Raw genomic sequence first — 20,109 nt, 5'->3', positions numbered from 1 at the left:
CTCTCACACATGGGGTTCCGGTGCAGGCCATGACCTGGCTGGGAACTCCAGCGCCTGATCTGCGGCTGTCTACGGATGGACGATTTGGAGCCGTCGGGGGGCGTCAAGGAAGGCCACGACGCAATGAGCGATGCGCGAGTACTTCACTTCTTCGGCGGCAAGGGTGGTGTTGGCAAGAGCACGCTCGCCGCGTCCTATGCGTTGAATCTGGCTGATGACGCGCCCAAGGAGAAGGTGCTTCTGGTTTCGCTGGATCCGGCGCGCACGCTGTCCGATCTGGTGAAGAAGAAGCTCCCAGCCAAGCCCACGAAGCTGGTGGCTGGCAAGGGCGAAGGTGGGCTGTACGCGGCGGAACTGGAGCCTGCGGCGCTGCTCAAGCCCTTCGCCGCGAATTACGTGCCCGCGCTGGAGAAGGCCGCCGCGAAGGGCTCGGTGCTGTCGGAGGAGGATCTCGGCAAGCTCTTCGCCCAGGCGGTACCGGGGCTCGAGGAGCTGGTGAGCTTCTTCCAGGTGCTGGAGCTGCTCGAGGCCAAGGAGTTCGATCGCATCGTCGTGGACTGCGCGCCCACGAGCCACACCCTGCGCCTTTTCGATCTACCCCAGGGCGTGCGCAAGTTCCTGGGCATCGTGAAGGCCGGGGCGGAGAAGCCGGCCAGCGGCGGCAAGGGCAAGAAGGAGCCCGCTCCCGCCGAGCCGAGCTTCCTGGAAGAGGTGGGCGGCAAGGCGGAGCGGCTCTTGGCGCTGCTCAAGGATCCGGCGCGCACCGCGTTCCACCTGGTGGCGCTGGCCGAGCCGGTGCCCGAGGCGCAGACGCGCATGTACTTCGCGCAGCTGCGCGAGCGCTCCATCCCGGTGACGGAGATTCTCGTCAACCAGGTGGAGGAGCGCGGCGGCTGTCCGGCCTGTCAGGGCCGCCGAGGCCTTCAGGCCCCGCACGTGCGCAAGTTCCAGGGGTTGGACAAGACCGTGCCGGTGCAGCTCATCGGGAAGCGAGAGCTGGCGCCGCGCGGGGTGGACGGGCTCAAGGACTTCGGCAAGGAGTGGCGTGGAGGCAAGGAGACCAAGGCGCTGGAGTTCTCGGCCGCCGAGGGTCCTCCGGCGCTGGTGCGTGCGCCGTCCATGCCGCCCATCGCCGCGCCGCCGCTGCCGCCCACGCGGCTCATCTTCTTCGTGGGGCAGGGCGGGGTGGGCAAGAGCTCGTGCGCGGCGGCCGCCGCGGTGACGCTGACGGAGAAGGAGGGGCCGGTGCTCCTCATCTCCACGGATCCGGCGCACTCGCTGTCGGACGTGCTGCAGAGCCGGCTGACGGACACCGAGACGCAGGTGAAGGGCACCAAGGGCCTCTACGCCCGCGAGCTGGACGTGAACGGCTGGTTCAACGCCCTGCGCAAGCGCCTGAAGGAGAAGGCGGAGAAGGCCTACGAGGGCGCGCCGAAGACGGGGGATGTGCCGGCCGACCTGGTCGCGCTGCGCAACCTGCTGGAGTGCGCCCCGCCGTGCATCGACGAGTTCGCGGCGCTCTCGTGCCTCACGGACGCGCTGGTGCAGGAGCGCTTCAAGCGCATCGTCGTGGATCCGTCGCCGATGATCACCTCCATGCGGGTGGTGGAGCTGGCGGACGCGGCGAAGACGTGGCTGGGCGCGCTGCACGGCATCGTGTCCAAGTACAAGGCCAAGGGCCTGGGCGAGCTGGCCGATGACGTGGCCGCGATGCTCAAGCACGTGAAGCGCTTCGAGGAGGCGCTGGCCTCGCCCACCGAGTCCCGCTTCGTCGTCGTCACGCGCGGCGAGGATCTGGCGGCCTCGCGCACCGAGCGGCTGGTGGAGTACCTGAAGGAGAAGAAGCTCCAGGTGGAGCGGGTGCTCGTCAACCGCGTGGGCCCGAAGTCCACGTGCCCCAAGTGCGAGAACCGCCGCAAGCTGGAGCTCAACGCGGCCAAGGCCATCGAGAAGAAGATTGGCCTGCCGGTGACGATGGCTCCGGCGCTCGGCCGTCACCCGGCGGGCCTGCGCGAGCTGAAGGCGTTCCGCACCGCTTGGTACGCCCTGTCCGCTCCGGTGAAGATCAAGGCGGCCTGAGGGCCAGCCTGAAGCTGGACGTGGCGCCCCCTGTCCGCCGCTCGTGAGCGCGCGGGAGGGGGTGTCGGCTTTTCAGGCGTCGCACTCGGACGGCGCGTCGAAGAAGGGGCCCAGCGTCTTGAAGGTGAGCGTGCCCTGGGCGTCGAGGGTGCCCGTGTCCGGCTTCTGGTTGGGGAAGCGCACCTCCACCTTGCCGGCCTTCACGGAGTAGGTGCCCGTGAGGGTTTCCGGCTTGGGCGGGCCCTCGTCCTGGGGGACCTTCTTCACCATGGACACCTTGCCCCCGTCCTCGAAGCGCAGCGTCACCAGCGTCCCGTAGACGCCCACGCCGGGGCCGTGCCAGCCCACCTTGCGAAGGATCTGCGGCACGTCCGCCGCGCGCGTGGGGGACAGGCCCAGCAGGCGCTGCCACCCCACCGTGTCCCGGATGGGGTCCAGGTCGGCGTCCTCCTTGGCGCGCTTGAGCCGCTTCGCATCCAGCTTCACCGCGGCGGTGAGGTGCTCGACGATGCTGCTCTTGTAGGCGCTGTGCTCGCAGATGAGGCCCTGCTTGCGCAGCACTCCGAGTGTGGCCGCCACGTTGTACTGGGCCAGGGCGTGCTTGGGGTCCGCCTGGACCGCGGCCATGAACTTCTCCAGGGCTTCGGGGTACTTGCCGTCCTGGTAGAGGCGGAAGCCCTCCGTGTTGAGTTGCCTGGCGGACGGTGCGGGCGCGGCGGGCTGGGCGGCGGCCGGCAGGGCCAGGAGCAGGGCGAGCAGCGGGGGGAGCAGGCGCATCATGTCTCTCCGGACGGGAGGCACAGAGTGCTCATTCTACGCACCGCGTAACAGGGGCAGGGGTGCGAAGTGGGTTGCACGTTGAAGCCCTGGGCGCCAGGTGCTAGGTCGGCGCCATGGCGACCGGTACTGGTTACGCGCTCGACTTCGAACGCCCGCTCATCGAACTGGAGAAGAAGATCGAGGAGCTCAAGGCCCTCTCCACCAGCGGCACCGTGGACTTCTCCTCGGAGATTGCCAAGCTGGAGAAGAAGGCCAAGAAGCTCCAGACGGAGATCTTCAGCGATCTGTCGCGCTGGCAGGTGGTGCAGCTGTCGCGCCACAGCGCTCGGCCCTACTTCCTGGACTACGTGCAGCTGCTGTTCACCGACTTCTTCGAGCTGTGTGGCGACCGCCGCTTCGGAGAGGATCCCTCCATCGTGGGAGGCTTCGCGCGGCTGGACGGCAAGCCGGTGATGCTGATCGGCCACCAGAAGGGCCGCAGCACCAAGGAGAACATGGCGCGCAACTTCGGCATGCCGCGCCCCGAGGGCTACCGCAAGGCGCTGCGGCTGATGGAGCTGGCCGAGCGCTTCGAGAAGCCCATCCTCACCTTCGTGGACACCTCTGGCGCCTACCCGGGCATCGGCGCCGAGGAGCGCGGCCAGGCCGAGGCCATCGCCGTCAACCTGGAAGTCATGAGCCGGCTGAAGGTGCCCATCATCTCCACCGTGATTGGAGAGGGTGGCTCGGGTGGCGCGCTGGCCATCGGCGTGGGCAACCGCGTGCTGATGATGCAGAACAGCGTGTACTCGGTCATCTCGCCCGAGGGCTGCGCCTCCATCCTCTTCCGTGACTCCTCGCAGGCGGAGAAGGCCGCGGACGCGCTCAAGCTCACCGCCAAGGATTTGCTGGGCCTCAAGGTCATCGACGAGGTGGTCCCCGAGCCCGCGGGTGGCGCGCACCGGGATCCGCCGAAGACGGCGGAGAACCTGGGCAAGGTGCTGCGCAAGCACCTGAGCGAGCTGGCGGAGCTCACCCCCGACGAGCTGGTGAAGGACCGCTACGACAAGTTCCGCGCGCTCGGCATGTTCTCCGGGCGCTGAGGGAGAGTGCGCGCGTGAGACCATTCATCGTCGCCATCGACGGGCCCGCGGGTGCCGGCAAGTCCACGGTGTCCAAGCTGCTGGCGCGGCGGCTCGGGTTCGATCTGGTGGACACGGGCGCCATCTACCGGTGCGTGGCGCTGATGGCCCGGCGCGAGAGCATCGCGTTCGATGACGACGAGCGGCTGGGCGAGCTGCTCGGGCGCATCCACATCCACTTCCAGGTGGTGGGCGAGGAGAACCACGTCTTCCTGGACGGGCAGGACGTGTCCGGGGAGATCCGCACGCCGGAGAACTCCATGGCGGCCTCGCAGGTGTCGAGCCGCCCGGTGGTGCGCTCGGGGCTGCTGGCGCTGCAGCGGCGGCTGGCGCTGGAGGCCCAGAAGGGCGCCATCCTCGAGGGGCGGGACATCGGCACGGTGGTGTTCCCGGACGCGGACGCCAAGTTCTTTCTGGAGGCCTCGCCCGAGGTGCGCGCCAGGCGCCGCTTCGAGGAGCTGTTCCAGAAGGGCGTGGAGAGCTCGCTCGAGGATGTGCTGGCGGACCAGACCAAGCGGGACCGGGACGACTCGGCCCGGGCCGTGGCGCCGCTGAAGGCCGCCGAGGACGCGGTGCGCATGGACTCCAGCTCGCTGCCCCTGTCCGAGGTGGTCCACAAGATGGAGGACGAGATCCTCCGTCGGCTCGCGAAGCGCGGCGGCTGAGCCCACTGCTCGGCTCTTGAAGGGAGGCCGAAGGCAGGAGGCGTCAGACCTCCTTGAACTTCGTCCCTGTCGCTCCGCTGCGCTCCAGGGCCTCCTTGATCTCCTCGGAGACGAGGAGTGCCCCCATCCAGCCCCAGGGCCGGAAGACCTTGGCATCACCGACCTTCGACGGGTCGATGCGCATGCCATGGACAGCCCGGTACTTGCCGGTCTTCTCGGGGCGCCCGTCCTCTGGCTTCCAATATTGGACCTCTCCAGAGGCCTTGTCGTCGATGCACTTCACCACCCGCGTGACGTTGAGGATGAAGAACTCCTCGGTCTGGCCTTCTATCTCCACGGGCACGAGCTGCACGTCCGTGGGCGCCATGCTCGCGAGGAGAGAGGCCACTCGTGCGTGGACGACGGGGGCTCCGCCCACGGGTGTCATGCTGAAGTCCAGTGACTTGCCAGGACGGTCCACCGGGACCCGGAGTCGTCCCTCCACGTCGATGCGGCTGCCCCGCTCGAACTGCCACACGTCTACTTCAGGTCCTCGTGGATCCACGGGGTCATCCAGAGACCAACGCCCGGGAACGTGGAGATCCTCAAACAGGTCGAAGTACCGCTTGGGCATTCAGCGCTCCTGGCTCTCACTGGCTCGGGGTGATCAGCTTGTTGAGGTAGGAGCTCTCCGTGCAGATCTCCTGTGCCAGCTTCTTGAGCTCCGAGGTCAGGGCCTCGCGGCACTGGTGCGTGCCGCGGCACTCTCTCATGGAGTCGCGCAGACGACGGAAGATCTCGCGGTGGTACTCCTCGGGATGAGGCCCGCGATGGCCTCGGACGCGTACCTTGTTGGCGGGGTCGTTCAACGACATGCCGGCCCGATCAAAGAGCTTCTGGAACTGGGGTGTCCACGGTCCCCCGCTGTGAGTGGCCTCGAGCCACTTATCGGTAGCGATGTGGTGCTCGTGCAGTAGCGGATCCCGGGCCTCCATTGCCACCGCCGCAGGTGCCAGCGTGAGGGTGATGGTGCCCTCGGTGGAAACAGCCACCGCGCTCACCTGTCCCACGTTCGCCAGATTCACGCCCACCTGGGAGGCCCCCAGGACCGCTGCCTCCGAGAAGCCAGGCAGTCTCGACAGCCGTCCAGCCAGCCACGCGGAGCCACCAGCCATTCCGTGGCTCACGACCACCGTCACCGCAAGGACGAAGACACGAGCCACCTCGGGGCCTATCCGGTGCGCGAAGCGTCGACCCGCCTGCTGCAACTCCTCGAAGGTGGTGGCCCGGTCAGAGGCCCGCTTCAGCTCCCTGCTCGCCCTGACCACCTCCAGGAAGGTCTCCACTCCCAGGTAGAGCAACATCACCGCTGAGACGATCGCCGCTGCCTTGGTGAAGACCGGCTCGGGATTGGCGGCCAGGATGGCCCAGGAAATGAGGCCCGTGGCAATCACCGTATAGAAGAGCTGCGGGGCCAGGGTGTTCTCCACCGCCCGAGAGATGCTCTCCTTCATGGGTTCGAGCGACAGGCCCAGGGCCACCCCCAGCTTGTCCCACTCCGTCAGGCCCGCCACATCGTCGAGCAGGGAGAGGCAATCGGCTCTTCGATGGCCTGGTTCGCAGATGCCTGCATAGCTCCTGCTCATGAGGCGCTGCCATCGCGTGTCTCCATCGTTGTGGGGATGGGACGCGCGTACCAGCTGGCCGTGCTGGACGGGTACGAGGGAGAGGGGAGCCTGCAGCACCAGACGCGAGAGTGCGCTCTCGAACGCGGTTGCGGCTATCGGGAAGGGCGCGTTCGAGGCGGGCGGCCGGTGCTCTCGTGGGACACCTTGTCCTGTGTCCAGCCGAACCACGCGCGCCGAGGAGCACGCGGTGGCAAAAGCCATCAGCAAGATCGCGACAGTCAGGCGACATGCCATGTGACGCCCTCCACGCCGAGGAGGGGTCCAGCCTACGGCGAGGGGCCGAAGGACCTCTAGAAATTCACGCCTTCCACGGAGGGGGAGGGGACCGTCAGCGCCAGCGGTGGGAGCGCCGCGCCTCCGCCGTAGAACGCGCGGTAGAGGTAGAGGTCCGCCACCACCTGCTTCACGTAGCCTCGCGTCTCTCGGAAGGGGATCTCCTCCACGAAGAGATCCAGCGGCAGCGAGCCCTTCTCCTGCGCCCACTTCGCCGTGGCCTTCGGGCCCGCGTTGTAGGCCGCTGCCGCCAGCACCGGGTGCGAGAAGCGCTTCATCAGCTGCGACAGGTACCAGGCCCCGTACCGGATGTTGAGGTCCGGCGCGAACAGATCCGCCGGGTTCGGGCGCGGCTCCGCGAGCTTCTCCGCGATCGCCGTCCCCGTCGGCGGGATGATCTGCATCAGCCCGCGAGCATCCGCCGCGCTCGCCACCTCCGGACGGAACGCGCTCTCCCGCCGCATGATCGCCCACACCAGGTACGGCTCCACCTCGTTGCGCGTGGCCGCCGCCTCCACCGCCGAGGCGAACGCCTTCGGGTAGAAGGCCGCCAGCGCCTCCGGAGCCCGCTCACCGAAGGCCCGGCCCCACAGCAGGCGCGCCGCGACCGCGTGCGCATAGCCGTACTCGCCCATCGACAGGAGCGCGTGCACGAACGGCAGGGCCTGCTCGGACGACCGGATGCGCGAGGCTCGTGACTCCACCTCCTCGGACGCGTCCGGGAAGAGCCCCGCCTCCGTGAGCGCCACCGCCAGCTCCAGCTCCTGCGGACGCTGCACGGTGAGCCGCTTCGGCGGCTCCGGGAACACCGGCGGGGGCGTGCGGCCCAGCGCGCGCAGCCGCTCACCGGCCAGCAGCGAATAGAAGGAGGCAGGAGCGATGCGGATCACCGCCTCGTACTCGGGGCCCGTGACGTCCGCCGACGCGCCGCCCAGCTCCTGGCTCCGCGCCATCCAGTAGCGCGCCTGCGGCACCAGGCTGCTGCGCGGGAAGTTGTCCACCAGCCGGCCCAGCTGCTCCCGGGCCTCGGAGTACTTCTCCAGCCGCAGCAGCGCGAGCGCCCGGAACCACATGCCCTCGTCCCGCCGCCGCGAGCGCGGGTAGCGCTGCTCGAAGCTGGCGAACGCCTTCACCGCGTCCTCGAAGCGCCCGCCCTGCAGATCCAGCCAGCCGGCGAAGAACGCGCCCTCGTTGCCCGCGGGCCACTTCGCCCAGGCCTTGTCCAGGCCCGCCATCAGCGCCCGCGCCTTCTCGTTCTCGTTGGCCCGCAGCGCCCGCCGCGCCGTCACCAGCGCCGCCTCCGAGGCCACCGGCGGCGGACCCTTGCGAGCCTCGGCCAGCGACTTCTCCGCCTCCTCCGCCTTGCCCGTCGCGAACAGCGCCTGCGCCCGCACCAGCGCCACCTCGGCCCGCTCCGGCGCGCTCTTCACCAGCTTGCGCTCCTGCGCCGTGTCCAGCTCCGTCAGCGCTCGCGACGCCTGGCCGCCCTCCATCAGCTCCCGGGCCCGACGCAGGTGCTCGGACAGCGTCAGCCGCACCGGCGGCTTGAGCGCCTCCAGCTGCGCGAGCGCCTCGTCCGCGTACGGGTGCGTGGCGTAGCGCAGCACCACCGTGCGCAGGTCCTCCTTCGCGCCCGCCGCATTGCCCGTGGCGAACCGCGCCTGGGCGCGCTCGTAGAACAGCTCCGCCGAGGGCGTCTGGCTGGCGGCCGTCTCCAGCACCGGCGCGGCCTTCGCGGCCTTCCCGGCCTTCAGCAGCGCCTCGCCCAGCCGGGCCCGCGCCCGGGGCTCCAGCGAGGGCGGAGCCTTCTGCACGGCCTCGGAGAAGGCCGCCGCCGCCCCTGCCGCGTCTCCCGAGTAGAAGGCCGCCTGACCCCGGTAATAAGCGTGGAAGGCCTCCAGCGCGGCCGGAGGCGGGTGGGTCTCGAGGATCCGCCGGGCCTCGGCCGCCTCGCCCTCGGAGAGCACCAGCGTGCCGGCCAGCAGCGCCAGGCGCCCGGAATCCGGGCACTTACGCGCGTCACAGGCCTTCAGCTCCTCGCGGACGAGCGTCGCCGCCTCGGGACGATGCAGTCGCACGGCCTCCAGCGTCGCCGGGGCCTGCGCCAGCGCCGCCCCCGAAAAGAGCCCCGCCACCAATCCACTCCACTTCATGGGTCTTGCCTCTCCGGTCGCACCCTGAGCGCATTTTAACGCAGGGCGTTCCGGGGGCATTCCTCCGAGCAGCTGTTCCGGGGGTCGTTTGACAGCCGCCCCAACAAGTCCTAGATCGGCGCGCGCAAGAGGACCTGGGGAGTGTTCACCAGCAGTCCTCCGGGGTGCACGCCACCCGTTGGAGTGTCATGTAGGGAGACATGTGGCCTCGACCCATTGCGTCACGCCGAGGACCTCATTAGGTTGCGCCGCCACATGAGGTCGCCCGCTACCGGTGGTAGGGGCGGCCGTCAGCAGTCGCAGTACCGAAGCACCGTTTCACCAGAGCTCGGGGGGGATCTGATTACCGTGGGAGGGCTCCATCCTATGAAGCCGTGTCCGTCTGATCTGCCGCAGACCATCAACCCCGAGGCCGGTCCCAAGCGCGCTGGCGTCGAGAGCCACCGCAACCTCAACTGCCATCACTACGACAACTGCCTGGACGAGGCCGTGCGTCGCGGCTGGCAGTCGTTCTCGTGCATGAAGTGCCCGCTGTACCAGCAGGTGGCGCCGCCCCAGATGGGCATCGAGGCCTACGCCACCCAGCGCCGCCCCGTCTGAGGGCGCGTGTCCCGGAGCCCTCCGCCTGTCAGCGGGCTCCACGACCCGGAGAGGCTCCCCCAGGGGGAGCCGCCGGCGAGGCAGGCTCACCGCGGCGTCGTGTAGATGACCACCACCCAGTACCGGTCCTTGCCGAAGGTGAGTGAGTCCCCGCGGATGATGCCCACGCCGACTTGATTGTTGCGGGCATCGAGCAGGCTCTTGGACTCTGGCGCCGCCGTGGGGTCCTCCGCCACGTAGATGTCCACCGCGGCGCTGCGCGCGCTCTGCAGCGCGCGGAAGACGCGCTCGTGCACGTTCGAGTCGGGCAGGTGCGCCTTGGGCGTGTCCTGTCGCAGCGCTCGCTTCACGTGGTCCGTGGCGATCTGCTCGAGCGCCTCGCTGCGCTTGAGCGGCGGCAGCTTGTACTGCTTCCGGATGACCTCCAGCGCCTTGTACGTCTCCACCACCGGGTCCGCCCTGGCGCTCAGCTGGACCGGCGCGGAGAACACCTCGGTGACGATGGCCTGGGGGCGGCCGTCCACCGTCTGGAACGTCACGCCGATGCCCGCGTGCGTGAACTGCGTGGACAGCAGGTTCTTGCGGTGGCCCGGGCTGTGCTCGATGCCGAAGTGCGCCGACAGCGGCCCGGAGGCCATGCCCAGGTTCTCCCCGGCGCTGCGGTACGCGGGGGCCGAGGCCGCCATGCGCCCGCGCAGATCCGTGCCGTCCGGCGCCACGTGGGCGAAGAAGCCCTCGCGGGCCATGCGATCGCTGTACGCCTGGGCCACCGTGTCCAGCGCCGGATCCGGCGTCAGCGCGCTCAGGCCGTAGGCCAGGCGCAGGCTGTTGATGCGCCGGAGGATGGCCTGCCGGGCCTCCTCGACGGTGGTGGGCTCGGCCACGGGCTCCTCACCGCCGCGCTGGCTGGGGCCGCCCACGTCCACCAGGAAGAGCGCCGCCACCTCCGGCCCCTTCGCCGAGCGGCCGAGCACCTCCACGGTGTAGCCCCCCACCTTCGGGAACTTCAGCTGCGCGCAGAACTTCGCCCCCGCGTTGCGCATCAGCGGCACCCGCTCCACGTTGCCGTCCGGCACCGAGACGTAGACGTCCGCCCCCGTCAGCGGCGGGGTGAGCTCGCCGCACAGCACCTGGGTGGCTCCGGCGCGCGGGAAGTTGCGCGGGAAGCGCTGGAGCGTGGCCTTGCGGTCCGCCAGCAGCAGGAAGAGGGCCGCGCGCTCGCCCGCGGTGACGACGCCCACGCCGAAGTGGCTGGCCGGCGCGGTGTTGAAGTCCTTGCGCGCCAGGAAGGTCTCGATGGCGTGGGCGTGCGCCCAGGCGCGGATGACGAAGTGGAAGGGGCTGGGATCGGCGGCGCCCGAGTCGCTGACGGCCAGGGTGAGCGAGTGCAGATCCGGCACGCCCGAGGGGTTGCGCGTGCTCAGCGCCTCCCGGGCCAGCCTCCGCGCCGCCTCCGCGAGCGCCGGATCCTGCGCGGGCGCGCGCCGCCCCACGCGCTCGAACTCGCGCAGCACATGCTGGGCGGCCTGCTGCTCCATGGACTCGGTCGTCAGCGGCGCGGCGGCCAGCAGGACGGTGAGGGCGGCGGTGAGCATCATCCCCCCAGCCGGAACGACAGCGCCTTCACCGTGCCCGCTCCCAGCCGGGCATTCAGCCGCTCACACAGCGAGGCCTCCTCCAGCGACAAGGTCCGCGCCCACTCGGCGCTCGCCACGGTGACCACCAGCGTGCCCCCTTGCAGTGTGTAGGGCGAGGTGTGCTTGGCGATCTGCGGGCCCACCGCCGCGGCCCAGACAGGGGCCAGCGAGTGCCCCTTCCCGGACTCCTCGGCGAGCCGCGCGAGGACACGAGGGAGGAGGGATTCCAGGGACTTGGGCTCATTGCGGGCCATGGGCTGAATCATCAACCGGCGCGGCGGGAAATCCAATGCCGGGCGAGCGGGCGCCAGCGGCCTGGAGCGCCAGGGAGCGTGGGCCCGGGCCGTTCGCGCGTTGTCCCCCTGGCCTGTAAGGTCCGTGGCGTGTGCCCGAGAGAGAACCTGGAGTCCGTCATGAATCCTCTGACCCGCCTGTTGCCGTTGCTGGGCCTGCTCTGCCTGGGCCCCCTGGTGGAGGGCTGCGCGGCGAGTGAAGACACGGACAACCGTCCCCCCCATTCGAGCGACCAGTCCGTGCCCTGTACGGTGGATCAGGACTGCCCGAACCCGTCGCTGTTCTTCTGCAACACGGCGGCCTCCCGCTGCGAGGCGGCCTGCCGCACCCGGGAGGATTGCGGCGCGGCGCGGCGCGGCGAGTACGCGCTGGCCGAGTGCGACAACAACCCGCTGGGCTGCCAGTGCGATACGGGCAAGTGCGCGGTGTCGCTGTGCTCGCGGGACGCGGACTGCCGGGAGGGGCAGGTGTGCCGGGATGGGCGGTGTGGCGTGGCTCCGGCGGCATCGGTCGCGGCGTCCTGCCAGGTGACGCCGGACTTCGTCATCGGCCGAGCGGGGACGCAGGTGCGCTTCGAGGTGACGGTGCGGGACGCCACCGGCAAGCCCGTGGTGCTGACCGAGGGCATCACCTGGACGGCGGCGGAGGTGGCGGTGACGGGTGGTGGGCTGGGGACGAGCGCCACCTTCACGCTGGCGTCGCCGGCCACGGCCTCGGCGGCCGTCGAGGCCCGGGTGGGCATGACGAGCTGCCGCGCCCAGGTGACGGTGCTGGCCGCGCACGAAGAGGCCGAGCAGGTCCGCGTGGTGGTGACGGACGAGCTGACCGGACGTCCGCTGCCCGGAGCGCGCGTGGTGGTGTCCGATGCGGCGGGCGCCATCACCGGCTCTGCGGACACGGACGTGGGGGGCGTGGCGAGGGTGCCGGCCCGGGACGTGGTGAGCCTCACGGTGTTCCACGCGGACTACGGCTACCTCACGCTGGCGCACTACGACACGGCGGCGGGCTCGAGGGATCTGGTGCTGCCGCTGCGGCGCAACCCGCTGGAGCTCTACGGTGGCGCGAAGGGCACCTTCCGCAACCTGCCGGCCACGGCGAACCTGCACCTGGGCTTCGCGGGCCTGTCCATGCCAGGGCTCGGGCTGGAGCTGGCGCCCGAGCAGCTCGCGGGGCCCTCGGAGGAGGTGACCCTGAACCTGGCGGGCCAGCCGCGCGAGCTGGTGCTGCCTGGGGGCGCGTACCTGGCGCTGCCTTCCAGCCCGGTCCGGGCCGAGTACTGGGCGCCCGGCGTGGCGGGCGTGTGTGACGCCGGCCTCGCGGGGATCAGCGATCTCGAGGAGGCCATCCGCTCGGGACGGTGCGGCACGCGCACCGGGTGGGCGATCTCGGGCGACGTGCCGCCCACGGAGCTTCCACCGAGCCTCTTCGGCCCCACGCTGGATGTGAGCCAGATGCTCGCCCAGAGCATCCCGCTGCTGCGGCGCTTCCAGTCCTCCGTCGTCCGCGACGTGCAGTTCCGGCTCCTGCCCACGCCCGGGCTCGCCAACGGCACGCCGGACTTCCAGGACACCACGCACTTCGCCTCGGTGGATCACGACTTCCAGCAGCTCCCCCTGGGCTTCCAGTTCGCCGTCCGAGTGCCTTCCCTGCCGCGCTACCGTGGCGCCTTCCTGGACGGAGCCTTCCTCCTGGGAGCGGCGAGCGTGCCCGGGCAGGGCCAGGTGCCGCTCGGCCTGGGCCTGGCGGTGAACGTGGCCCCCGCGGACCCCAACACGGACGTGCAGGCCGGGCTGCCGGCGCCCGGGCTCGTCAGCGTCCGCATGGCCCCCGCGCACCACGGCCTGGAGGGCAGCGCGTACCGGTTGATCACTCTCGCCACCTCCAACGCGGCGCTCAATGATGCCTCCGCGGGCGCGGCCAGCAGCGCGCTCGTGGAGCCCTTGTCCGGGCTGTCCTTCGATCCGAAGGGGAGCACGCCCGTCACGCTCTCCGGCAGCTTCCTGCCCATCCCCGATGGGGCCCGCTACAACTTCGAGCCCACCCCCTACCGGGGCCTGGAGGGCCGCCAGTTCCGCTTCGTGACGGATCCCGGGCTGGGCGGCGCCTCGCTGCTGAGGATTGTCTTCTCCAACCGCCTGGGCCACCGGTGGACGGTGCTGATGGACCCCTCGCGGGCCCTGTCGGGAGTCCGCCTGCCGGTGCCGCCCGCGCCCTTCGAGGACCGGACCTACTTTGGCGATCTCACGGGGACGCGCGCGCTGCTGCTCGTGCAGGCGCTCTCCGCCCGCGCGCCGGACGGCGGCCGGCTGGGCCCCTCGGCACTGGCCGAGGCGGATGCGCTGAACCTCGATCGGCTCGAGGACTTCACCCGGGCCTGGTCCGCGCTCGACTATCGGCGCCCGGAGCTCACCTGGCTCTTCCCCGCCGCGGAGGGGCAGAGCGTGGTACGCGGAGGCACCGTCCGCGTGCGCGCCACCGGCCTCCGGATTGGCAGCGGCCCCACGGATGACGGCTACATCCAGCTCTCCTTCACGGGCGGCATCGGCTGCGAGGGCCAGCCCGTGCGCGGAGACGTGGACGCCTCCCAGGGACGGGGCGAGGTGGAGCTGAAGCTGCCCTCCGGCTGCTCCGGCCAGGGGCTCGTCCTCACCGCCACCCTGGTGGATCCCTCGGGAGCAACCTTGCGCCCGGCGGTCTCCAGCACGCGCCTGATCCACATCCAGTGAACGAAAGAAGCCCGCGCGCTCAATGACACCTACATCGCCCGCAAGTCCTGCACTCGTTTCTGGATTTGCCGGGTGTTAAAGTTGAGCGGTTATGGCGCAGAACGAGACCGTCGTCACAGCCATCTCGAAGATCTCCGACCGGCCGCTCAACCTGGATGCGGCGCTGGTGGTCATCTACGGCCTGGATCTGGGCCGGAAGTATGACTTGAAGAAGACCGAGGTCATCATCGGCCGCTCGTCCAAGGCGGACATCTGCGTCGATCAGGAGGCGGTGAGCCGCAACCACGCGCAGATCAGCAACACGAAGAAGGGTGTGCGCATCAAGGATCTGGGCTCCACCAACGGGACGTTCATCAACGACGACGCGGTGGAGGGCGAGCGGGAGCTGCGCAACGGGGATCTGGTGAAGATCGGCCGGACGATCTTCAAGTTCATCGCCGGCGGGAACATCGAGGCGGCGTACCACGACGAGATCTACCGGCTCACGACGATGGACGGGCTGACGCAGGTCCACAACCGGCGCTACTTCGACGAGCAGCTCGATCGGGAGCTGTCTCGCAGCCGGCGCTACGAGCGGGTGCTGTCGCTCGTCATGATGGACATCGACCACTTCAAGCAGATCAACGATCAGCACGGGCACCTGGCGGGAGACTACGTCCTCAAGCAGCTGGCCTCGACGGTGCGCACGCGGATCCGGCGCGAGGACGTGTTCGCGCGCTACGGCGGCGAGGAGTTCGCGATCATCCTCCCGGAGATCGACTTGAAGAGCGCGAAGCTGTTCGCGGAGAAGGTGCGCCAGCTGATCTCCAAGCAGCACTTCAGCTTCGACAAGAACCACATCCCGGTGACGGTGTCCGTGGGCGTGGCCATGCTCCAGCCAGGCCATCGCGAGGCTGGAGATCTGGTACGCACGGCGGACGCGAAGCTCTACGAGGCGAAGACGAGCGGCCGCAACCGCGTGTGCTCCTGACGGCCGCTCGATGCTGAAGCCGTGTGGAGTGTCCGGGCCGACCCTGGAGGTCGGAAATGACGCGTCGCCCCCGAGGGTGGGAGCACAACCCGCGTGCGCGTGCCTTCTACTCGCAGTGGGCTCGTGCTCGCGCTGCTCCTCTGGGCTCCTGTGCTAGATCTCCCAGCAGGATGATTGGGGGCGGATCCTCGCCTGGCGGAGTGCAGATGCAGCCCTGGGCCCAACGCGATTTCGAACTGTCGGCGGACCGGCCATGACGGCCGGCCCGCTCGAGCTGTGGGGCATGAGCGATGACCTGTCGCTCGGGCTCTATCTGGTGGAGGCTCGCTCTGGCAGGGTCCTCTATGCCAACCGCCAGTTCTTCCAGCTCTGGCGCCTCGAGGCGCTGGAGGACCGCTTCCGGCGGGGCGAGGGCTTGCACGCGGAGGTGCTCCAGCACTGCCTGTCCGCCGTGACGGAGCCGGAGGCCTTCCCGCGGCTGTACGGCATGCCCGGGGAGGGGGCCTGGCTCGAGCCGAGGGAAGAGCAGGTGGTGCTGAGGGATGGGCGGATCCTGCTGTGGTGCGCCTCTCCCATGCGAGACGCGCGGAGCGAGCGGGTCTTCTGGCTGTCCGTGTTCAAGGACATCACCGAGCGCAAGCGCACCGAGGACGCGCTGCGCCGCTCGGAGCTGAGCTTCCGTCAGCTCATCGAGCGCGCGCCCGAGAGCATCGCCGTCCACCGGGAGGGGCGCTTCGTCTATGTCAACCCGGCCATCCTCTCGGCGCTCCGCTACCAGAAGCCCGAGGATCTGCTGGGCAAGCCCGTGCTGGACGTGATCCATCCCGACGATCGGCCGATGATCACCCAGCGCATGCAGATGATCATCGCGACGGGCCAGCCAGCGCCTCCACAGGAGATGCGCACGCTGCGCAGCGACGGCACCTGGTACGACATCGAGACCATCGGGCTGGCCATCGACTTCGACGGCGCGCCCGCGGTGATGGTGCTGGGGCGAGACATCACCGAGCGCAAGCAGATGCAGGCCCGGCTGCTGCAGAACGACCGGATGGGCGTGATGGGCACGCTCGCGGCCGGCGTGGGCCACGAGATCAACAACCCGCTCACCTTCGTGCTGAGCAACCTGTCGCTGGCCGGGGCCGAGCTGGAGCAACTCCTCCAGGAGCATGAGCAGGGCGGGCTGTCCCCGGAGACCGAGCGGGCCCTGTTCACGCGCCTGGGAGAGCTGCGGGAGATGCTCCAGGAGGCGCACGGGGGCGCCGAGCGGGTGCGCACCATCGTGAGGGATCTGAAGATCTTCTCTCGCCAGGGCGAGGAGCAGCGCGCGCCGGTGGATGTGCGAGAGGTGATCGAGCTCTCCATCAAGATGGCGCTGCCGGAGGTGCGCTCGCGGGCCCGGCTCACGAAGAACTTCGAGGAGGTTCCGCCGGTGGTGGCGGATGCCTCGCGGCTGGGGCAGGTGTTCCTGAACCTGCTGGTGAACGCCGCGCACGCCATCCCCGAGGGCAATGCCCTGGGCAGCGAGATCAGCGTCCGCGTCTACATGGATGCTTCTGGCCGCGTCGCCGTGGACGTGGGGGACACCGGCGAGGGCATCCGCGCCGAGATCCTGCCGCGCATCTTCGAGCCCTTCTTCACCACCAAGCCGGTGGGCTCGGGCACGGGGATGGGGCTCTCCATCTGCCACGGCATCATCCAGAGCCTGGGAGGCGAGATCACCGTGCGCAGCGAGGTGGGGCGCGGCTCCACCTTCACCGTCCTGCTCCCGGCGGCTCCGGTGGTCGCGCCCGCCGTGGAGCCCGCGCCCGCGCCCACCAGCAGCCACGCCAGCCAGGTGCTGATCATCGACGATGAGCCCGGCGTGGGGCGCGCGCTGGCGCGGATGATTGGCGGCAAGCACCGGGTGACGGTGGTCGACAGCGGGCAGGCCGCCCTGGAGCAGCTCCAGTCCGGGACGCCCTTCGACGTCATCTTCTGCGATCTGATGATGGCCGACCTGTCCGGGATGGACCTCTACGAGCGGATGCTGGAGCAGCGGCCGGGGCTGGCCGGGCGCTTCATCTTCATGACGGGCGGCGCCTTCACGCCCCGCGCGCGCTCCTTCCTGGAGAAGGTCCCCAACGGGTGGCTGGAGAAGCCCTTCGAGGTGGAGCAGATCCGCCGGCTGATGGCCCGGGTGCTGCGGGAGCACCAGGGTTCGCGGGCGGGCCCGGGCTCCTCGGCGTAGAGGAGGGCTCAGCCCGCGAAGACGGAGCGGCGCTCGCGCAGCAGGGCCTGGAGCATGCCCTGGATGGCCTCGCGGGTGCGCTCGGTGAGGCGCTGCACCTCGGCCAGATCATCCGCGGCCTCCGGGCCCAGCCCCTCCATGGCCACCGGCTCGCCGAAGCGCAGCGTCCACCGGGCTGGCAGCGGCACGGGGCTCGTCAGCGGCACGTACGGCACGCCCAGGAAGCTGGCGGGGATGCGCCCCAGCAGCGGTGAGGTCTCCTCCGAGCCCACGATGGCCACCGGGATGATGGGGGCCCCCGTGCGCAGCGCCAGCTTCACGAAGCCGCCGCGCCCGAAGCGCTTGAGCTGATAGCGCTGCGCGAACGGCTTGCTCAGCCCCTGGTAGCCCTCGGGGAACACCAGCACCGGGCGCTGCTCGTCCAGCAGCCGCACCGCGTTCTCCGGGCAGGCGCGCACCGCGCCCAGGCGGTTGAAGAGCGTGCCCAGCATGGGCGCGTGGAAGACCTGATCCTCCACCAGCCAGCGCGGCTCGCGCAGCTCCGGGCGCTCGCGCAGCAGCGCCAGCGAGGCCACCAGCCCGTCGAAGGGCAGCGCCCCGGAGTGGTTGGCCACGAGGATGGCGCCGCCCGGTGGCACCTGGTCCGCGCCCTGCACCGAGACGCGCCAGTAGCGCTCGTAGAGGAAGTCCAGCAGCGGCTGGATGCCTCCCACCAGCTCCGCGTCCCGCCCGTACTCGTCCAGAGAGGTGCTGCCGCTGGTGCCCAGGCTCGCGCGCACCACGTCCAGCAGCCCGTGGGCCGTGCCCAGCGCCTTGCCCACCGAGGCGCTCGTCAGCGCCTGCACGGCGATCTCCTTCGCCAGCGAGAAAAATCCCTCCGACGGGGGAGCGGACGCCTCCTGCTCGCGCTGGGCCTGATCGGTGAAGAAAGGCTCCCGGGCGGGCTCCTCGTCCGAGAGGGGCGGCACCAGGGAGATGGGCGCCTGGCGCTCGGCCGGGAGCTCGTCGCGGGTCGTGTCCGGCAGCTCCTGCTCGGGCTCGGCCTGGGCCTCGTCGAGGTCGGCGCTCTCCGAGACCTCCACGGAGTAGGCCCGGTCGATGACCGTCACCTCGGCCGAGACCAGGGGGGAGGGCTCCGCGGACACATCCTCGGTGTCCTCGTCCTCGTCCTCGTCTTCCTCCTCCTCGAACGCGGCCGCGATCGCCGTCCGCTCCTCGAAGCTTCGTACCTCGTCCGTCGCTCCGGCGGGAGTGGTTCCAGCCGCGAGCGCCGCCTCCAGGACGGCCTCGGCGGCGGCCTCGGCGGCCTCGGCGACGACGGCGGTGGCCAGCTCCCGGTTCCAGGTCTCCTCGAGCGAGCCCGGCGGGGCTCCCGCGGCCCCTTGCTGCTGCCGGGTCTGGAGCGTGAGGAGGGTGTCCACCGCGACCTCCGCGGCGACCTCCGCGGCGGCCTCGGTGGCCTCGATGGCGACGGCGGTGGCCAGCACCCGGTCCACCTCCTGCTCCTTCGGCGTGCGCGGCAGGGTCGCTTCGGGCGAACCACCGAGCACTGGAACCCGGGCCGGCGGGCGCTTGCGAGGCGTCACAGGCGCCGCGGGCTCCCTCAGCCGGTGTGTCTCCTCGGTGGAGGGACCCGCGGCCCGACCCTTGCGACCCTTGGAGGGCTTCGCCTCCGCGGCGGGGCTCTCGGCGGCCTTCGAGCGGCCCTTGCCGGAGGCCTTGGCGGGCTCGGCCTTCTTCGCCGCCTTGCCGCCCTTGCCGCTGGCGGGCCTGGCCTTCTTCGCCGCGGCAGCCGGAGCCGCGGTCTCCCCGGGCTCACGGAGCGGAGTGGCCGGAGTGGACGGAGTGTCGCTGGGGCGCTGCGCGGCGCCGCGCTGGAATGGATCGTTCCCGAGCACACCCTTGGTGGCCATGACTCAACTCCTCCTCAGCGCCGCTGCGGCATCCCGGGCGTGATGGATGGGAATGAAACCGAGCTCGCTCTCGGCCCTCTCCCCGTCCGAGACCCAGCTGTAATGGATGTAGTCGAGCAGGGCGATGGGCAATCCCGCCCCCACGGTGCCCAGCGCGTGCAGCGCCGCTCGGAACAGCGGGCCGGGCAGGGGAATCGGCCGGGCGCCCGCCTGACGGATGAGCCCGGAGAGCGGCAGGACGCCCTGGCCGACGATGTTGAACTCGCCCGAGGCCTCCGCGGTGAGCGCCCGGTGCATGGCGCGCGCGGCGTCCTGCTCGTGGATGGCCTGCCACAGCGGATCGAAGCCCAGCAGCGTGGGCACCACCGAGCGCTTGAGCATGCGCGTGGCCGGATTGTCCACCGAGGGGCCGAGCACGGGGGCGAAGCGCAGCACGAGCACGCGCGTGTCCGGGTGGCGCTCGCGGAACGAGCGCACCTGATTCTCCACCTGCACCTTGTCGGTGACGAAGCGGCTGTGGGGGCAGCCCAGCAGGGGGGCCTCCTCGCGCAGCAGGGCGGGGTGCTGGCCCCGGGCGCCATAGACGGCGGTGAGCGAGGGCACCACGAGCCTGGGCAGCCGGGCGCGCGCCACGGCGGCCAGCACGTTGATGGTGCCGACCACCTCCAGCTCGTGCGCCAGCGAACCGTTGCGTACTGGACCGAACAGGAAGGCCAGGTGGTAGAGCGCGTCCACGGGCCTGTCGCTGAGGGCCTCGGTCAGCTCGCTCTCGGCGTCGTGGCGCGTGAGATCCACGCGGTGGTACTCCACCTTGTCGCCCTCGGGCCGGGTGACGTCCAGCACCAGGACGCTCTCCACGGCGGGATCCTTCTCGAGCAGCGGCAGCAGCAGCCTGCCGAAGTCCCCGCTGGCGCCGGTGACGGCGACGCGCAGCCCCCTCTTGCCTGCATGAGTCGCATCCATTCGCGAGGAGGGCGTGTTACTGAAGAACGGAGGGAAAGTCA

Annotated in this window: 15 protein-coding genes; 7 read left to right on the top strand and 8 right to left on the bottom strand. The window is 70.4% G+C overall.

The features are described from left to right. The first annotated feature begins 123 nt into the window (after positions 1 to 123). Complete coding sequence (locus KY572_RS04665; protein WP_224240948.1) at positions 124 to 2,079, top strand: ArsA family ATPase; 1,956 nt, start codon at positions 124 to 126, stop codon at positions 2,077 to 2,079. Between the two features lie 72 nt (positions 2,080 to 2,151). Here the strand turns inward: KY572_RS04665 and KY572_RS04660 are convergent, their stop codons facing one another. Then, entirely contained in the window at positions 2,152 to 2,859 is a 708-nt protein-coding gene (locus KY572_RS04660) for a tetratricopeptide repeat protein (RefSeq protein WP_224240947.1), read from the bottom strand. Positions 2,860 to 2,972: 113 nt separating this feature from the next. Between KY572_RS04660 and KY572_RS04655 the strand changes: the two genes are divergently transcribed. Both KY572_RS04655 and cmk read left to right on the top strand, forming a co-directional pair. Next, positions 2,973 to 3,941, top strand: coding sequence for an acetyl-CoA carboxylase carboxyltransferase subunit alpha (locus KY572_RS04655; protein WP_224240946.1), 969 nt, complete (start codon positions 2,973 to 2,975; stop codon positions 3,939 to 3,941). A gap of 14 nt (positions 3,942 to 3,955) precedes the next feature. Continuing rightward, positions 3,956 to 4,645, top strand: coding sequence for a (d)CMP kinase (gene cmk / locus KY572_RS04650; protein WP_224240945.1), 690 nt, complete (start codon positions 3,956 to 3,958; stop codon positions 4,643 to 4,645). 43 nt (positions 4,646 to 4,688) lie between these two features. On the opposite strand, the gene KY572_RS04645 is transcribed toward cmk, so the two are convergent. The 3 genes from KY572_RS04645 to KY572_RS04635 are packed head-to-tail and all read right to left on the bottom strand — an operon-like array spanning position 4,689 to position 8,738. Further along, entirely contained in the window at positions 4,689 to 5,258 is a 570-nt protein-coding gene (locus KY572_RS04645) for an imm11 family protein (protein ID WP_263451365.1), read from the bottom strand. 16 nt (positions 5,259 to 5,274) lie between these two features. Then, a complete protein-coding gene (locus KY572_RS04640) occupies positions 5,275 to 6,546 on the bottom strand; it encodes an AHH domain-containing protein (protein ID WP_456077660.1) in 1,272 nt (423 codons plus the stop codon). A gap of 56 nt (positions 6,547 to 6,602) precedes the next feature. Further along, complete coding sequence (locus KY572_RS04635) at positions 6,603 to 8,738, bottom strand: lytic transglycosylase domain-containing protein (protein WP_224240942.1); 2,136 nt, start codon at positions 8,736 to 8,738, stop codon at positions 6,603 to 6,605. 366 nt (positions 8,739 to 9,104) lie between these two features. Here KY572_RS04635 and KY572_RS04630 point away from each other — a divergent pair, with 366 nt between their 5' ends. Continuing rightward, entirely contained in the window at positions 9,105 to 9,338 is a 234-nt protein-coding gene (locus KY572_RS04630) for a hypothetical protein (RefSeq protein ID WP_224240941.1), read from the top strand. 86 nt (positions 9,339 to 9,424) lie between these two features. On the opposite strand, the gene KY572_RS04625 is transcribed toward KY572_RS04630, so the two are convergent. Both KY572_RS04625 and KY572_RS04620 read right to left on the bottom strand, forming a co-directional pair. Continuing rightward, positions 9,425 to 10,936 carry a CAP domain-containing protein gene (locus KY572_RS04625; protein ID WP_224240940.1) on the bottom strand — a complete coding sequence of 504 codons (1,512 nt, stop codon included), beginning with the start codon at positions 10,934 to 10,936 and terminating at the stop codon, positions 9,425 to 9,427. Beyond that, positions 10,933 to 11,229 (bottom strand): DciA family protein, encoded by a 297-nt coding sequence (locus tag KY572_RS04620; protein WP_224240939.1) that lies wholly within the window; start codon positions 11,227 to 11,229, stop codon positions 10,933 to 10,935. Before KY572_RS04620 ends, KY572_RS04625 begins: the two co-directional genes overlap by 4 nt. A 159-nt stretch (positions 11,230 to 11,388) precedes the next feature. On the opposite strand from KY572_RS04620, the gene KY572_RS04615 reads away from it, so the two are divergent. The 3 genes from KY572_RS04615 (at position 11,389) to KY572_RS04605 (ending at position 17,192) form a co-directional block, all read left to right on the top strand. Next, positions 11,389 to 13,995: a carboxypeptidase regulatory-like domain-containing protein gene (locus KY572_RS04615; RefSeq protein WP_224240938.1), complete on the top strand. Its 2,607-nt coding sequence runs from the start codon at positions 11,389 to 11,391 to the stop codon at positions 13,993 to 13,995. 91 nt (positions 13,996 to 14,086) lie between these two features. Beyond that, positions 14,087 to 14,965, top strand: coding sequence for a GGDEF domain-containing protein (locus KY572_RS04610; protein ID WP_224240937.1), 879 nt, complete (start codon positions 14,087 to 14,089; stop codon positions 14,963 to 14,965). Positions 14,966 to 15,218: 253 nt separating this feature from the next. Further along, positions 15,219 to 17,192, top strand: coding sequence for an ATP-binding protein (locus tag KY572_RS04605; RefSeq protein WP_224240936.1), 1,974 nt, complete (start codon positions 15,219 to 15,221; stop codon positions 17,190 to 17,192). An 8-nt stretch (positions 17,193 to 17,200) separates the two neighbouring features. Here the strand turns inward: KY572_RS04605 and KY572_RS04600 are convergent, their stop codons facing one another. Continuing rightward, positions 17,201 to 19,105, bottom strand: a complete 1,905-nt coding sequence (locus tag KY572_RS04600; protein ID WP_224240935.1) for a lysophospholipid acyltransferase family protein — start codon at positions 19,103 to 19,105, stop codon at positions 17,201 to 17,203. Positions 19,106 to 19,108: 3 nt separating this feature from the next. Beyond that, positions 19,109 to 20,068, bottom strand: coding sequence for an SDR family oxidoreductase (locus KY572_RS04595; protein WP_224240934.1), 960 nt, complete (start codon positions 20,066 to 20,068; stop codon positions 19,109 to 19,111). Between the last annotated feature and the right edge of the window lie 41 nt (positions 20,069 to 20,109).

The sequence above is a fragment of the Hyalangium gracile genome, assembly GCF_020103725.1.
Lineage (GTDB): Bacteria > Myxococcota > Myxococcia > Myxococcales > Myxococcaceae > Hyalangium > Hyalangium gracile.
Note: the sequence above shows the minus strand (reverse complement) of the source record. Positions and strands in the feature narration are given on the sequence as shown.